Below are 14,805 nucleotides of genomic sequence, written 5' to 3'. Positions count from 1 at the left end.
CGCCGGCCGGCAACGCGGCGCCGCTGCGCACCGCGGCCCGCGGCATCGGTGCGCCGACGCCCGTCAGGCCGGCTGCAATTCGAACGGGAACGTCGCGTGCCCGATCTCGACACCCTGCGTGTTCAGCATCCGCGGCCGGTGGAACGCGGCGAGCCGCGCGCGCTGCGCGTCCGTGCCGATCTGCAGACGCTCGAGCAGTTCGCTGACCATCATGTACAGCACGTCGATGTTGCCGTCCTCGATCTTCACCGAGAGGCCGAGCGCGCCGTCGGCGCCGAGCGCCCGCGTGCGCGCCGATGCGCGTACGCCGATCCCGTAGCACGCATCCGCACCGAGCTTGCCGACGACCTGCCCGTCGAACGCATCCATCAGCACCGTGCAGTAGCGCCCTTCCCCGGCGACCAGCTCCGGATGGGCCGTCATCGCATGATGAATGCGCGCCAGCGCACGCACGCGACCGCTCGCCGCGGCGCCGCCGGCTGCCATCGTATCCGCGCCGTCGGCCAGCGACGCGTAAAGACGCGCGAGGCGATCGAGCGGGAACGCCGGCGTCGGCAGGTTGCAGCCGTCGATCGCCCAGTCGACCTCGTCGTCGCGCAGGCCGCACGCGTTGGCGACCACCTGCTTCACGCGCACCTGCATCGGATGCTCCGGCAGATGATAGTCGGCGATCGCGGCGCCGATCGCCCGCGCACCGGCCAGCATCCCGACATGCTTGCCCGAACAGTTGCTGCAGACGCCGGTCGGCGTGTAGTCGCGCTTGATCCACGACCGGTACACCGCGTCCGACAGCGGCGCATGCCCGCCGCACCGCAGATCCGACTCCTGCGCGTCGACCTTCTCCAGCATCGCCCGCGTGCGCGCGATGTGCCGCTCCTCGCTGCTGTGCGACGCGCACATCAACGCGATGTCCGCGTCGTCGAAACCGAACCGCTCGGGCGCGCCCGTCTCGATCACGGACAGCGCCTGGGCCGGCTTCGCCGCCGAGCGCGCGAGCGTCATCCGGTACGGATCGCCGAGCCGGAACAGCAGCTTGCCGCCAGCATCCACCACCGCCACGTCGGCGACGTGTTCATTCTCGATCGCCTTGCCGCGGTACGTCACGACCGCTGCGCGTTGGGTGTCCATCTGTCTTGTCTCCTTCGTCGGGGCCTGAATGCCGGGGCCCGTGCAACCGGTACGGCAGTGTATCGAGTCTGCCGCAGGGGCGAGCCGGTCGGCCGGTGGAAAGTGGTATTGCGCCGGATGCAAAGCCGTCGGCCCCCACGAAAACCTGACAGATTCAGTACACGGAGCCTTCGATCGCCAGCAGCGCGAACGTCGCGAGCCAGTGCTCGCCCATGTAATCGCCGGCCACGTGCGCGAGCGCGCTCGCGAGATGCCGGTCGGCCGCATCGAGCAGCCTCGCGCGCCGTGCATCGTCTGCCGGCAGCGCGCCGGCCAGCGCGCGCTGGCACCACGCGCGGCTCAGGTTCAAGCCGTCCAGATGCGCGATCTTGCCGTCGCTGCGGTCACTGACCGTCGCCGGAACGAACAGCGTCGCCGGCTCGCCGCGCGCGAGATCCGGCAGGAAACGCGCGAACCAGCCGTCGAATTCGGCCGCCGGCAGCACGCGCCGCATCAGCTCTGCCTCCATCAGCGCGGGCGACAGGAACTCGTCGCCCGACGGCTCCCACGCCTGGCACGCGACATCGTTCAGGTGCCAGCGTTTCGCGGTATCGACGATCAGCGCCGCGAGCCCGTCGCGCTGCGTCGCGCGCGCGAAGTCGAGTGCGAGCGCCAGTGCGAACGCGGTGTTGAAGTGCGTGCCGACCCGCAGCGGATAGGTCGCCTTCGGCAGGAAGGTCTCGAAGCGCGCGACGAACAGGTCGGCGAGCGGCGCGATCGTCTTCGTCCAGCGGGCGGCCTGCGGCACCACGCCCTTCAGCGCGAGCCGCTCCAGCTGCGCGGACAGCGCCAGCAGCCACGCCCATCCGTACGGCCGCTCGAAGCCGCTGTTGTGCGGCAGCGCGAGATACGCGCGTTCGCCGGCGACGTTCGCGTCGGTGAAATGCGCGTCGACGACGGCGATGATCCGCTCGGCTTCTGCCAGCGCCGGATAGCGTTCGAGCACGCGCAGCACGAGCCAGTAGCCGTGCACGCACGAATGCCAGTCGTAGCTGCCGTAGAAGATCGGGTGCAATGCGCGCGGCCCCTGCACGTCGTGCGGGCCTTCGAGCGAATGGGTGAGCCTGTTCGGATATTCGCGGGTCAGGTGCGCGAGCGCGAGCGACGCGAATTTCGAGGCGAGTTCGGGGGTCAGTCGGTCGGTCATGGGCATCTCGTCAGAAGCGGAATACGAACGCGTACATCAGCAGCGTGTTGAAGCGCAGCGCGAAACCGATCACGACGATCGGCACGCCAATCAGCACCAGCATTGCTCCTCCTTGTGTTGGATGCGCGGCGCCGTGACGACGTGCTGTCCGCCCGGTTTCGACCGGGTTCAGGCCGCAAAATCCAACACCGGATTTTATCGATAAAAAGTCGACAATTTAAGGCTTCGGCTAAACGTTGAAACTGGTACTACCGTGCGCCGGCCTTGTGCCTGCCGTATGTCAGCCGCATGTCAGTCGTGTGCCAGCGGTGTTTCGACCGTGTGCGGCACGAGCGGGCGGCAACGGCGGCGCGCGCGGCATGCACGCTTGCGCCGCGCGAACCGCGGGCGGCCCGCGCGCCCACCGCGCATGGCGGAGCGCCGGTGCGCCGACTAAACTGGAAGGCATCGGCAACGTTCGGGAGAGCCGCCATGATTGACGTATTCCAGACCATCGGCAGCCGCGCGTTCTCCGCTCATCTGGCGAAGGACGGGATGGTGACGCTGATGGAACAACGCCACGAAGTCGACCGCGTGACGCTCGCGACCGCCTATGCCGCGCTCGTCGAGGAATCGGAGCAGGAAGCCGACCTGCTCGACGCAACCGTCGAAGGGATGATGCGCGCGCTGATCCAGGGATACGCGCGCAGCCATTGATCGCCTGAACGCGCCCCGGGCGCGGTGCGCCGGCCTGCGCGGCCGGCTCGCCGATGCCCGCGCATGCGCCCGCCCGTTTCCCGCCGAAACGAACGCGCCGGCAACGGGTTTCCGCACTGCCGCATCGTCCCGCAGATGGCCGTCCGCCTTCGCGGGCGGCAAAAAATGTCGCCCCGGAATAGAGAAAAGGGTCTGAAACGACGCAATGCGCAATTTTTTCGATTGCCGCCGCTCGCGCCGCATGACAGCATGCGGACGTCGCCAATCGAAACGAATTCCGTGCCGCGCGCCCGCCGATGCCGTTCGGCGGCGCCGAACCGGCACTGCCTTTCATGAACCCGGCCCATACCCAACACTACGAACCGACCGGAGCATCCCGCTTGTGAATATCGGCATCGTCAACGACCTCCCGCTTGCCGTCGAGGCGATGCGCCGCGCGCTCGCGCGCCGGCCCGAGCATCGCGTGCTGTGGGTCGCGACCGACGGCGCGCAAGCCGTCGAACTGTGCGCCGCGCAACCGCCCGACGTCGTGCTGATGGACCTGGTCATGCCGAAGTGCGACGGGATCGAGGCGACGCGGCGGATCATGCGTTCCGCCCGCCCGTGCGCGATCCTGATCGTGACGAGCTGCATCGGCGCGAACGCATGGCGCGTGTTCGAAGCGATGGGTGCCGGCGCGCTCGACGCGGTCGATACGCCTCGCCTCGGCGAAGACGCGGCCGGCGACACCGCGCGGCTGCTGCTCGCCAAGATCGACCAGATCGGCCGCCTGCTCGACGCGCCCGGCGGTGTCCGCGCGGCCGGCACGGCCTCGCGCACGGGCGGCGGCCCGCTGATCGCGATCGGCGCGTCCGCCGGCGGCCCCGGCGCGCTCGCGTCGATCCTCGGCAGCCTGCCGGCCGACTTCAGCGCGCCGATCGTGATCGTCCAGCACGTCGATCGCGCGTTCGCCGAAGGCATGGCGCAATGGCTCGACGGCCAGACGCCGCTGACCGTGCGCGTCGCGCACGAAGGCGACCGCCCGCAGCCGGGCGTCGCGCTGCTCGCGGCGACCGACGATCACCTGCGCATCACGCGCACCGGCACGCTCGAATACACGCGCGAACCGGCCGCCACGCCGTACCGGCCGTCGGTCGATGTGTTCTTCAACAGCCTGACCGAGCACTGGCCGGGCCGCGTGATCGGCGTGCTGCTGACCGGCATGGGACGCGACGGCGCGATCGGCCTGAAGGCCCTGCGGATGAAGGGCTATCACACGATCGCGCAGGACGAGGCGACCAGCGCCGTCTACGGCATGCCGAAGGCGGCCGCGACGCTCGGCGCGGCCCGCGCGATCCTGCCGCTCGAGCGCATCGCGGGCGAGCTGGCGGCACTCGCGCGAATCTGAACCCAATGAAACCCTGTCACACCCGTCGCAGCCATGGCGCGACCCTGCATCAATCATGACCAGCGACCTCACCCGCCCGCCCGGCAGCCTGCAGGCGGCGTTCGACGCCTTGCACGTGCCGCCCACGCCGCACGCCGACACCCCCGCGATGGTCCTGCTCGTCGACGACCAGACGATCGTCGCGGAAGCCATCCGGCGCGCGCTCGTCGACGAGGACGGCATCGACTTCCACTACTGCCCGCGCTCGGACGACGCGCTGGCGACCGCGATCGAGACGCGGCCGACCGTGATCCTGCAGGATCTCGTGATGCCCGGCATCGACGGGCTGAGCCTCGTGAAGGCATACCGCGCGAATCCGGCGACGCGTGACGTGCCGATCATCGTGCTGTCGACGCAGGAAGAGCCGGTGATCAAGAGCGCCGCGTTCGCGGCCGGCGCGAACGACTATCTCGTGAAACTGCCCGACCGCATCGAGCTGGCCGCGCGGATCCGCTATCACTCGCGCTCGTACATGAACCTGCTGCAGCGCGACGAGGCCTACCGCGCGCTGCGGCAATCGCAGCAGCAACTGCTCGAGGCCAATCTCGAACTGCGGCGCCTCACGCATTCGGACGGCCTGACCGGGCTGTCGAACCGCCGCTATCTCGACGAATACCTGGCCGCCGAATGGCGGCGCGGCACGCGCGAGCGCAGCGAGCTGTCGCTGCTGATGATCGACGTCGACAACTTCAAGCTGTACAACGACACGTACGGCCACGTGTCGGGCGACAGCGTGCTCAAGCAGGTCGCGACGACCATCGAACGCTGTCTCGGGCAGTCCGGCGATCTCGCCGCGCGTTTCGGCGGCGAGGAGTTCGCGGTCGTGATGCCGGCCACGTCGCCGGGCGCCGCGCGGCTGCTCGGCGAGAAGATCCGCCTCGCGGTCGAGTCGCTGCGGCTCGAGCATGTGCACGCGTCGACGGGTCGCTACGTGACGATCAGCATCGGCGGCGCGAGCATCGTGCCGGCCCCCGGCCTGCCGACCACCGCTCTGATCGAGGCGGCCGATCGCGCGCTGTATCGCGCGAAGCACGACGGCAAGAATCGCGTCGAGATCGACGCGCCGCCGGCGCCCCCGGTTCCGCCGGCCGGCGGCGGTTTCGCCTGAACGCCTACACGGTGACGAGCCGGCGCGCGTAATCGGTCGGATCGAGCGGCCGGCCGAACAGGTAGCCCTGCTGCATGTCGCAGCCGATCTGCTGCAGGAACCACGACTGCGCCTGGGTCTCGACGCCTTCCGCGGTGACCTTCATCCCGAGGGAATGCGCCATCGCGACGACGGCCTGCGTGATCGCGACCGAGTCGCGATGATCGGGCACGCCCGATACGAACGAACGGTCGACCTTCAGGTTGTGCAGCGGGAAACGCTTCAGGTAGGCGAGCGACGAGTAGCCGGTGCCGAAATCGTCGACCGAGATCCGCACGTTCATGTCCGTGAGCGCTTCGAGCATCGGCAGCACGGTGTCCGTGTCGTTCATCAGCAGTCCTTCGGTAATCTCCAGTTCGAGCGCCCCCGGATCGAGCTGCGTCTGCGCGAGGCAGTGGTAGACCGACTCGACGAGCCCCTCGTGGAACTGCCGCGGCGACAGGTTGACCGCGAGCGTCAGGTCGGGCGCGATCGTGCGACGCCATTCGGCGGCCTGCCGGCAGGCCGTTTCGAGCACCCACTGGCCGATCGCGACGATCAGCCCGGTATCTTCCGCGACCGGAATGAATTCCGCCGGCGACATCGGCCCGAGTTCGGGGCTCGTCCAGCGCAGCAACGCTTCGGCGCCGACCGTGCGGCCGCTGCGCGCGTCGACGACCGGCTGGTACGCGAGCCGCAGCATGTCCGACGAGAACGCGCGCCGCAGCGACTGCTCGATCGCGAAGCGGCGTTGGAGGCGCTGGTTCAGCTGCGCGGTGAAGAACGTGAAGTGGTTGCGGCCGCGCTGCTTCGCGTCGTACATCGCGGAGTCGGCGTTGCGCATCAGCGTGACCGAATCGTCGCCGTCGCGCGGCGCGACGCTGATGCCGATCGACACGCCGAGCCAGTATTCGTTGTTCGCGATCTCGAACGGCTGCGCGATCGTGTCGATCACCTCGCGCGCGAGCACGGCCAGCTCGTCGGGATCGTCGCAGTGGTCGACGAGGATCACGAACTCGTCGCCGCCGACGCGCGTGAGCGCGTGGCGCCCGCCCGCGCAGGCCGCGAGGCGCGCCGCGACGCTGCGCAAGAGCGCGTCGCCGGCCTCGTGGCCGGCCGTGTCGTTGACCTTCTTGAAGCCGACGAGATCGAGGAACAGGATCGCGACATGCGCAGGCCCGGCCGCCGCCTCGCGCGCGCCGAACAGCTCGCGCATCCGTTCGGAGAGCCAGCGCCGGTTGTAGAGGCCCGTCAGCGCGTCGCGCGTCGCCAGGTAGCGCAGTTGCTGCTGCGCTTCGCGCACGGGGCCGATGTCGTGAAACGACACGAGCACCGATTCGGGCTGCGTCTCGCCCGGTTTCACGATCGGCACCGCGTTGCCGCGCACCCAGATGACGTCGCCGTCGGCGAGCCCGAAGCCGACCGAGTAGTCGAGCTGCGGCATGGCCGTGGTGAACGCGAGCCGGCTCGGCCAGTCGTCGGGGGCGAGCGGTGTGCCGTCCTCGCGCAGCTTGTACAGGATCACCGTCGACAGCCGGCGGCCGACGAGGTCGCCCTTCGCACGCATCATCCGGTTCGCGCTCGGATTGCTCGCGATCACCATGCCGTCGCGCGACACGACGAGAATCCCTTCGTTCAGGCTGTTGACGACCAGGCGGTGATGTTCCTCGCTGCGCGCGAGCTGCCGCGCGATCCAGTCCTGGTGCACCGCGAGGCCGACGCTGTTGCCGATATCGCGCAGCAGGTCGGTTTCGGTGTCGGTGGGCCGCCGCGGCGTACGGTGATAGACGGCGAATGCGCCGAGCACGGTGCCCGTATCGTCCAGGAACGGCACCGACCAGCACGCGCGCAGGCCGTGCGGCAACGCGAACGAACGGTAGGCGGCCCACAGCGGATCGGTTTCGATGTCTTCGACGGCGATCATCCGGCGCTCGAACATCGCCGTGCCGCACGAGCCCGCGGCGGGCCCGATCGATGCGCCGTCGATCGCCGCGCTGTACTGCACGGGCAGCGACGGCGCGGCACCGACGTGCACGTGCACGCCGTCCGCGTCGAGCAGCAGGATCGTGCACGACGCGCCGTCGCCGAGCAGCGCCTCGGCGCGCCGGCAGACCTCGACGAGCAGTTCCGGCAGTGGTGTATTGCGTGTGATCAGCCTCAGCACGCTTTGCTCGGATGCGAGCACTTCCGCTGCGAGGCCGAGACTGTAGCGAGAACTTTGCGGTTCGGTATTCAAGATGAATCCTGCCGTCAGTTCGACCGGGTCTGATGCGCCCGATTCGTAGCGATTCTTCGTGCCGTATATCGCCCCGAGTCGACTCGCCCCCCCGGTGCGCCCCCATTGCACGCCGGTCACGGCGCGCCAAAATATATTTAACACCAATCCGCGCCCGCTGGCGTACCCGCGCGCATCGAGGGTATACGCGTGGTCGCGGCCGGCGGGACGCCGCCCCGATTTGTCAGATGATTACTTATAGCGCACCGCCCCGCCGGCCGCCGTCAGTCCTTGCGAATATGTTCGGCGAGGAAGTCGATCAGCAGCCGCACGCGCGGCAGGAGCCCGCGCCGGGACGGGAACACCGCGTGAATCACGCCGCCCTTCGGCGCCCACCCCGGCAGCACGTCTATCAGCGTGCCGTCGCGCAGGTCGTCCTCGATGACCATGCATGGCAACTGCACGATGCCGACGCCATGAATCGCCGCGTCGCGCAACGCGTGCATGTCGTCGGAGATGTAGCGCGGATGATGGCGCAGCTGCGCCTGCTCGCCGTTCGGCCCGACCAGCTGCCACACGTGCTGCCGCGGCGGCCCCCAGTCGAGGCTCGGCTCGCCGGCCAGCTCGGCCGGGTCGGCCGGCACCGTGCGTCCGGCCAGCCACTGCGGCGCGGCCACCAGCCGCTGCGGGCTGTCGCCGAGAATCCGCATCACGAGGTCGCTGTCCTCCAGTGGCGGGAAACGCACGCGCAGCGCCAGGTCGAAGCCTTCGCTCAGCAGGTCGACCCGGCGGTTCGTCGCTTCGAGATGCACGTGTACCGCCGGATGGATCGCCATGAAGCGCGCGACGAGCTCGCTCACGCGATATTCGAGCAGCGCGGTCGGGCAGCTCACGCGGACGATCCCGCGCGGCTCCGCGTGCCGGCGCTCGATCACCTCGCGCGCCGCGTCGGCCTCGACCAGCACCGCGAGGCAGCGTTCGTAGAATTCGCGGCCGGTTTCCGTGACCGTGAAATGACGCGTCGTCCGCTGCAGCAGCCGCACGTCGTAGTGCGCTTCCAGCGCGGCGATGCGCCGGCTCAGCGTCGACTTCGGGACATCCAGCGCCCGCCCCGCCTGCGTGAAGCCGCCGTGCTCGACCACCTTCACGAAATAGTAGAGGTCGTTCAGGTCATCCATGATTGTTCCACCCATAGAACACTGACGGCATTCTAAGGGACTGGAAGCCCGGTTGTTGCGCGCATAGCATCGTTCTTCGATGGGGATCGATTACGCGAACGCGACCGGAGATTTTCCCTGACGGGTGCCTCGCGCGCCGAATCGATTGACTAAGCTTGGAGCACTCGCCCGCCGCGACGACGATCCCGACGCCGCGGCCGCCCACCCAGGATCCTCGGGATTTCTCTCACTTCCTGTCCTGTTTCTGGAGGCAACCATGGCAAGCGAACCGATTCGCGATCCCGCGAACGACCACCTGCTCACCCCGCAGAACGCGGCGTTCATCGTCATCGACTACCAGCCGGTCCAGGTGAACTCGATTGCATCGATGGATCGCCAGCTGCTGATCAACAACATCGTCGGCGCATCGAAGGCCGCGGTCGCGTACGGCCTGCCGATCGTCCACTCGACCGTCAACGTGAAGACCGGCCTGAACAAGCCGCCGATCCCGCAACTGCGCGCCGCGCTCGAAGGCTATCCGACCTACGACCGCACCAGCATCAACTCGTGGGAAGACGTCGAGTTCCGCAAGGCCGTCGAGGCCACCGGCCGCAAGAAACTGATCATGACCGCGCTGTGGACCGAAGCGTGCCTGACCTTCCCCGCGCTCGACGCGCTGAAGGCCGGCTACGAAGTCTATGTGGTCGTCGATGCGGTCGGCGGCACGTCGGTCGCCGCGCACGAAGCCGCGCTGCGCCGCATCGAGCAGGCCGGCGGCCAGATGATCAGCGTCGCGCAGCTGTTCTGCGAACTGCAGCGCGACTGGGCCCGTAGCGCGACCGTCCCCGCGTTCATCAACCTGTTCATCGAAACCGGCGGCACCGCGGGCATCCAGTTCTCGTACGACAAGAGCTGATTGCCGCACGTCCGCACGCGCCGCGCTTGCGGCGCGAACCCGGCCCGCGTCGCAGCCGCCAGCGCGCGTTGCGCCACATGAACTACCCCCGCCCGGGCCGGCCCGGGCGGGCGCCCGCGATACCTAAACCACGTGGTAGCTTGCCGGCGGATACGCCGTCTCCAGCGCGGCCCTGAGATCCGCGTCGGACGCCGTGGCCGACGTGAAGACGGCCGTCGTGGTGCTCGCGGTGTAGGCCAGCGTCACGGCCCACGTCGGATGGTCCTCGTTGAGGTTGTCGCGCGTTGCTTGCGCGCTCAACGCGCTCGGGCCGCCGTCCGGATTGAACCCGTAGACTGAAATGGTCGGCATGGCATGTCCTCGTCGGTTGGTTGGGGAACGCCGCCGGCACGCACCGGCGACCTGCCCAGCGTAGGCGCCGCGCACGCGGGCAGGAATGTGCCGAAGGTCATGGCCGAAGGCCCGTGACGGGCGGTGCGATACCGGTTTCCCCGCTCCGCCTCGCCCTCATGCACCCTCACGCACCCTCGACGCCGCACCGCGCGCCGCCATCGCCGCGACGCTGCCAGCCGTCTTCGCGGATACGTGATTCAATGTCATTCGAACCGGCGTCGCGCGTTGCCGCCACGGCGCGCCTTGCGCCCCCCTCGACCGACCTTCACGAAAATCCCATGACGAACCCTGCCGACATCAAGGCGCTCGTTTTCGACGTGTTCGGAACGATCGTCGACTGGAGAAACGGCGTCGCGCGCGAAGCCGCCACGTTCCTGGCGCGCCATGCGCCGGATCGCGATCCGTTCGAATTCGCCGATACGTGGCGCCGCGAATATGCGCCGTCGATGGAGGAAATCCGCAGCGGGCGCAGGCGCTACGTGCGGCTCGACGTGCTGCACCGCGAGAACCTGGTGCGCACGCTCGACCGCTACGGGATCGACGGCGTGCCCGACGCGGAGATCGACGCGCTCAACCTCGCGTGGCACCGGCTCGATCCGTGGCCCGACTCCGTCTCGGCGCTGCAGCGGCTGAAGCGGCGCTACGTGATCGCGCCGCTGTCGAACGGCAACATCCGGCTGATGGTCGACGTCGCGAAGCACGGCGGCCTGCCGTGGGACGCGATTCTCGGCGCCGAAGTCGCGCACGCGTACAAGCCGTCGCCGAGGGTCTATACCGAAGCGGTCGAGATTCTCGGTCTCGAGCCGGCCGAGCTGTGCCTGGTTGCCGCGCACAACGGCGATCTGGCCGCCGCGCGGCGACTCGGGCTCGCGACCGCGTTCGTGCTGCGGCCGACCGAACACGGGCCGAACCAGACGACCGACCTGAAAGCCGACGACGCGTGGGACTTCGACGTCAAGGACCTGAACGAACTCGCGGATCGGCTCGGTTGTCCGGGTTGAGTGCCGGCTGCTAGACTCCGCACTCCGACCACATTCAGCCCCGGCCTATGTCGTCATCGCTGCGTCTGGTAGCAGGCAAGCTCACCGCGATGCGCTTTCTGGAGCGTCCCGATCGGGAGGACGCCGCGCGCCATCAGGTGCCGCCCGTCGATCCCGAAGCCCGGAAGAAATCGCTCGGCTACCGGTTCACGCACTATGTGGTGCCGATTGCCGCGGCGCTCACCGGCAACGGTGCCGCCGCCAATGCGCTGGTGTTTCAGCAAGCCGACGAAGACCTCGCCCTGGCCAGCTTGAACGCCGCGGCCGACAAGGTCGAGCATCCGGCGACATGGTCGTATGCGAATATCCGCGGCAGCAAGACCTTCGCATCGGAAAACGCCTACGTCACCGTCGGGAAAAACGGCAGGATCCTGTTCGCGAAGCTCCCGGTCGAAATCGAAATCGGCGGAAACACGTACCGCGGCTTCCTCGGCGGACAGTGCTTCGACGCCGGCGACGACGTTGTTGCCGTGGTCGATCGCCGAGGCCGCCTGCTTGCGCTGTCGTCTCCGGACCGGCGCCACATGGTCATGGATTACACGTGCGGCGACACCGGGTTGGCCGGGCTGACGCATACGCTCTGGCTCGCGTGGAAATGGATGTTCATCGGCATGACCTGTTTCCTGATCCCGCTCATGCTGCTAGGCATCTGGACCAGCGACAGCGGATTTTCCGATCCGACGCTCGTCGTTCTCACGCTGCTCGGCGGACCGTTCGCATTGGGCGTCATGCTGGCACTGCTCATCGGCGTGCGCCTTGCATGGTCGGACTGGCTGCCCGCGTGGCGCGTGTCGCGCATCCTCACTGCATTGGGCCGACCGGACCTGTGCGCGCGCGATTTCGGCGATGCGCTCGACAACGCCGAACGCACCGGACGATTACGCGACACGGATGTGGGGCGAATCTATTACGCCTAGGCACGCCCAGGCGGCCGGCTGCCTGGCGGCGGCCCCTTCGCCGCGCTCGCGTGACGCCGCCGCGGGTGTGCCGCAACGCGGTGCAACTGGAACCGCGTGAACCCCGACCCGCCCGCTGCGCAAATCACCGCCGCCTCCAGCCCCGCTATTCCGGATCCCCGACGAACCGGAGCCGCTCCGACTCCCCCATCAACAACGCCCGGTTCGCGTCCGCCGCCGCGCGCAGGTAATCCCACAGCGCCGTCACGCGCCGCAGCTTGCGCAGATCCTCGCGACACGTCAGCCAGAAGCACCGCGTGACCACCACGTCGTCCGGCAGCACCGGCACCAACGCCGGCTGCGTGGCCGCCATGAAGCACGGCAGGATCGCGAGCGCGCCGCCCTGCAGCGCCGCGAACACCTGCGCGATCACGCTCGTCGTGCGTAGCCCGGCCGTCGCGCCGGGCACCGCGCGCTCCAGGTACAGCAGTTCGCTGCTGAACGCGAGATCGTCGACGTAACTGATGAACGCATGCCGCGCGAGATCGTCGGTGCAGGCGATCGGCGGATGACTCGCCAGATAGTCGCGCGTCGCGTAGAGCCGCAGCTGGTAGTCGCACAGCTTCGTGACCACGTAAGGCCCGCGTTCGGGCCGCTCGAGCGTGATCGCGAGGTCGGCCTCGCGTTTCGGCAAGTTGACGAAATGCGGGACCGGCAGCAGGTCGACCGTCACATGCGGGTGCGCGACGCGAAACCGCGCGAGCTGCGGCGCGAGGAAAAAACAGCCGAACCCTTCGGTCGACCCGATCCGCACGTGGCCCGACAGCGCCTCGCCGGTGTTCGCGACCTGGTCGCATGCGGACTGCACGGTCGTCTCCATCGCGTCCGCATACGCGACGAGCCGCTGCCCCTCGGCGGTCAGCGTGAAGCCGCCCGAGCGCGACTTGTCGAACAAAAGCGTACCCATCGCGGCCTCGAGTGCGCGAATGCGCCGCGCGACGGTCGTGTAGTCGACCCCGAGCCGCTTCGCGGCCCCGCTCGCGCGCTGCGTGCGGGCGACTTCGAGGAAGAAGCGCAGGTCGTCCCAGTTCAGGTTGCCGGAAACCGGCTCGGTGGCGTGTCGCATCGGCGGGAAAAAGGGCAGGTGTCTCGGGGCCGGGTTCCGATATGCATAAATGCACATCTAACCGGCTTTCTTGTCGGTACATCATGGATCCGCGCATAACTATACTCGACCGTGACCTGCGGACCATGAGCCGCGGGCAATAAATACGGAGACACCATGCAGACGCGATCCACCCTCGATGAGCATGCAGCCATCGCGACGCCGGCGCCCGCCCGCACCGCGCGGCACTACCTGCTGGCCGGCTGGGCCAGCATGGCCGGCACCACGATCGAGTGGTACGACTTCTTCCTCTACGGCACCGCCGCCGCGCTCGTGTTCAACCGCATCTTCTTCCCGTCGCTGGACCCCGTCGTCGGCACGCTCGCCGCGTTCGGCACGTTCGCGGTCGGCTTCATCGGCCGGCCGATGGGCGGCATCGTGTTCGGCCACTTCGGCGACCGCATCGGCCGCAAGTCGATGCTGATGATCACGCTGCTGCTGATGGGCGTGCCGAGCATGATCATCGGGCTGATCCCGTCGTACGACCGCATCGGCTACTGGGCCGCCGCGCTGCTGATCGCGATGCGCTTCCTGCAGGGGATGGCGGTCGGCGGCGAATGGGGCGGCGCGGTGCTGATGGCCGTCGAGCACGCGCCGAAGGGCCGCAAGGGGCTGTTCGGCAGCCTGCCGCAGACGGGCGTCGGGCTCGGGCTGATCCTGTCGTCGGTCGCGATGGCCGCGGTAGCCGCGCTGCCGGAAGCCGACATGCTGTCGTGGGGCTGGCGCGTGCCGTTCCTCGCGAGCATCGCGCTGGTCGGCCTCGGCTGGTTCATCCGCGCGAAGGTGCCCGAGTCGCCGGACTTCGAGAAGATGCAGCGCCAGGGCAAGGCCGAGAAGTCGCCGGTGACGGCCGCGCTGCGCCGCCATCCGCGCGAGGTGCTGACGATCGTCGGCGCACGCGCCGCGGAAAACACCTGGTTCTACATGGTCGTCACGTTCGCGCTCGCGTATGCGACGCAGCAGCTGCATCTGCCGAAGGCCGAGATGCTGCACGCGATCACGGCCGGCGCGGCGTTGTCGCTCGTCACGATGCCGCTGTGCGGGCATCTCAGCGACCGCATCGGCCAGCGCCGGATGTTCGCGATCGGCCTCGTGCTGATGTGCCTGTTCGCGGCGCCGTTCTTCCTGATGCTCGGCACGCAGCAGACGTCGACCGCATGGTGGGCGATCGTGCTCGGCCTCGGCATCGTGTTCCCGATCCTGTATGCGCCGGAGTCGCTGCTGTTCGCGCAGCAGTTCCCGGCGGAAATCCGCTACAGCGGCATCTCGCTGTCGGTGCAGCTCGCCGGCGTGATCGGCGGCGGCTTCGCGCCGATGATCGCGACGTCGCTGCTCAAGGCCGGCGGCGGCCAGCCGCACTACGTGATCGCGTACCTCGTCGGCTTCGGCGTGTTCGCGCTCGCGTGTACCGCGTTGATGCGTCCGGCGCGTGCGTAAGCATCGGCCCGCATCGATCCGCAT

13 protein-coding genes and 1 pseudogene are annotated in these 14,805 nt (G+C 68.6%); 7 read left to right on the top strand and 7 right to left on the bottom strand.

The features are described from left to right. Nucleotides 1-63: 63 nt before the first annotated feature. The 3 genes and pseudogenes from U4012_RS27710 to U4012_RS27700 all read right to left on the bottom strand — a co-directional run. Nucleotides 64-1,128, bottom strand: a complete 1,065-nt coding sequence (locus tag U4012_RS27710) for an asparaginase (RefSeq protein WP_321802328.1) — start codon at nt 1,126-1,128, stop codon at nt 64-66. 154 nt (nt 1,129-1,282) lie between these two features. Then, entirely contained in the window at nt 1,283-2,314 is a 1,032-nt protein-coding gene (locus U4012_RS27705) for a DUF2891 domain-containing protein (protein ID WP_321802327.1), read from the bottom strand. 34 nt (nt 2,315-2,348) lie between these two features. Next, nucleotides 2,349-2,417, bottom strand: a pseudogene (locus U4012_RS27700) (DUF969 domain-containing protein); the annotation flags it as partial. A 368-nt stretch (nt 2,418-2,785) separates the two neighbouring features. Between U4012_RS27700 and U4012_RS27695 the strand changes: the two are divergent. The 3 genes from U4012_RS27695 (at nt 2,786) to U4012_RS27685 (ending at nt 5,544) form a co-directional block, all read left to right on the top strand. Then, a complete protein-coding gene (locus U4012_RS27695; protein ID WP_039357299.1) occupies nt 2,786-3,010 on the top strand; it encodes a hypothetical protein in 225 nt (74 codons plus the stop codon). Nucleotides 3,011-3,392: 382 nt separating this feature from the next. Next, nucleotides 3,393-4,397 carry a chemotaxis response regulator protein-glutamate methylesterase gene (locus U4012_RS27690; RefSeq protein WP_044843909.1) on the top strand — a complete coding sequence of 335 codons (1,005 nt, stop codon included), beginning with the start codon at nt 3,393-3,395 and terminating at the stop codon, nt 4,395-4,397. Nucleotides 4,398-4,452: 55 nt separating this feature from the next. Then, nucleotides 4,453-5,544 (top strand): diguanylate cyclase domain-containing protein, encoded by a 1,092-nt coding sequence (locus U4012_RS27685; protein WP_044843908.1) that lies wholly within the window; start codon nt 4,453-4,455, stop codon nt 5,542-5,544. Nucleotides 5,545-5,548: 4 nt separating this feature from the next. On the opposite strand, the gene U4012_RS27680 is transcribed toward U4012_RS27685, so the two are convergent. Together U4012_RS27680 and U4012_RS27675 are read right to left on the bottom strand one after the other, a co-directional pair. Continuing rightward, complete coding sequence (locus tag U4012_RS27680) at nt 5,549-7,798, bottom strand: putative bifunctional diguanylate cyclase/phosphodiesterase (protein ID WP_321802326.1); 2,250 nt, start codon at nt 7,796-7,798, stop codon at nt 5,549-5,551. Nucleotides 7,799-8,061: 263 nt separating this feature from the next. Beyond that, nucleotides 8,062-8,955, bottom strand: coding sequence for a LysR substrate-binding domain-containing protein (locus U4012_RS27675; protein ID WP_044843906.1), 894 nt, complete (start codon nt 8,953-8,955; stop codon nt 8,062-8,064). A 256-nt stretch (nt 8,956-9,211) separates the two neighbouring features. Here U4012_RS27675 and U4012_RS27670 point away from each other — a divergent pair, with 256 nt between their 5' ends. Beyond that, nucleotides 9,212-9,850: a hydrolase gene (locus U4012_RS27670; protein ID WP_257776164.1), complete on the top strand. Its 639-nt coding sequence runs from the start codon at nt 9,212-9,214 to the stop codon at nt 9,848-9,850. A gap of 123 nt (nt 9,851-9,973) precedes the next feature. On the opposite strand, the gene U4012_RS27665 is transcribed toward U4012_RS27670, so the two are convergent. Continuing rightward, entirely contained in the window at nt 9,974-10,201 is a 228-nt protein-coding gene (locus U4012_RS27665; RefSeq protein ID WP_321802325.1) for a hypothetical protein, read from the bottom strand. Nucleotides 10,202-10,521: 320 nt separating this feature from the next. Here U4012_RS27665 and U4012_RS27660 point away from each other — a divergent pair, with 320 nt between their 5' ends. Next, the gene (locus tag U4012_RS27660; protein ID WP_044843903.1) at nt 10,522-11,244 is read left to right on the top strand and encodes a haloacid dehalogenase type II; all 723 of its coding nucleotides are present in this window, start codon (nt 10,522-10,524) and stop codon (nt 11,242-11,244) included. A gap of 47 nt (nt 11,245-11,291) precedes the next feature. Beyond that, nucleotides 11,292-12,200: a hypothetical protein gene (locus U4012_RS27655; RefSeq protein WP_257774963.1), complete on the top strand. Its 909-nt coding sequence runs from the start codon at nt 11,292-11,294 to the stop codon at nt 12,198-12,200. A gap of 145 nt (nt 12,201-12,345) precedes the next feature. Here the strand turns inward: U4012_RS27655 and U4012_RS27650 are convergent, their stop codons facing one another. Next, a complete protein-coding gene (locus U4012_RS27650) occupies nt 12,346-13,305 on the bottom strand; it encodes a LysR family transcriptional regulator (protein WP_124521113.1) in 960 nt (319 codons plus the stop codon). 156 nt (nt 13,306-13,461) lie between these two features. Here U4012_RS27650 and U4012_RS27645 point away from each other — a divergent pair, with 156 nt between their 5' ends. Then, entirely contained in the window at nt 13,462-14,781 is a 1,320-nt protein-coding gene (locus tag U4012_RS27645) for an MFS transporter (RefSeq protein WP_044843900.1), read from the top strand. The last annotated feature ends 24 nt before the right edge of the window (nt 14,782-14,805 follow it).

Origin of the sequence: Burkholderia sp. BCC1988, assembly GCF_905339895.1 — a bacterium.
Taxonomy (GTDB): domain Bacteria; phylum Pseudomonadota; class Gammaproteobacteria; order Burkholderiales; family Burkholderiaceae; genus Burkholderia.
Note: the sequence above shows the minus strand (reverse complement) of the source record. Positions and strands in the feature narration are given on the sequence as shown.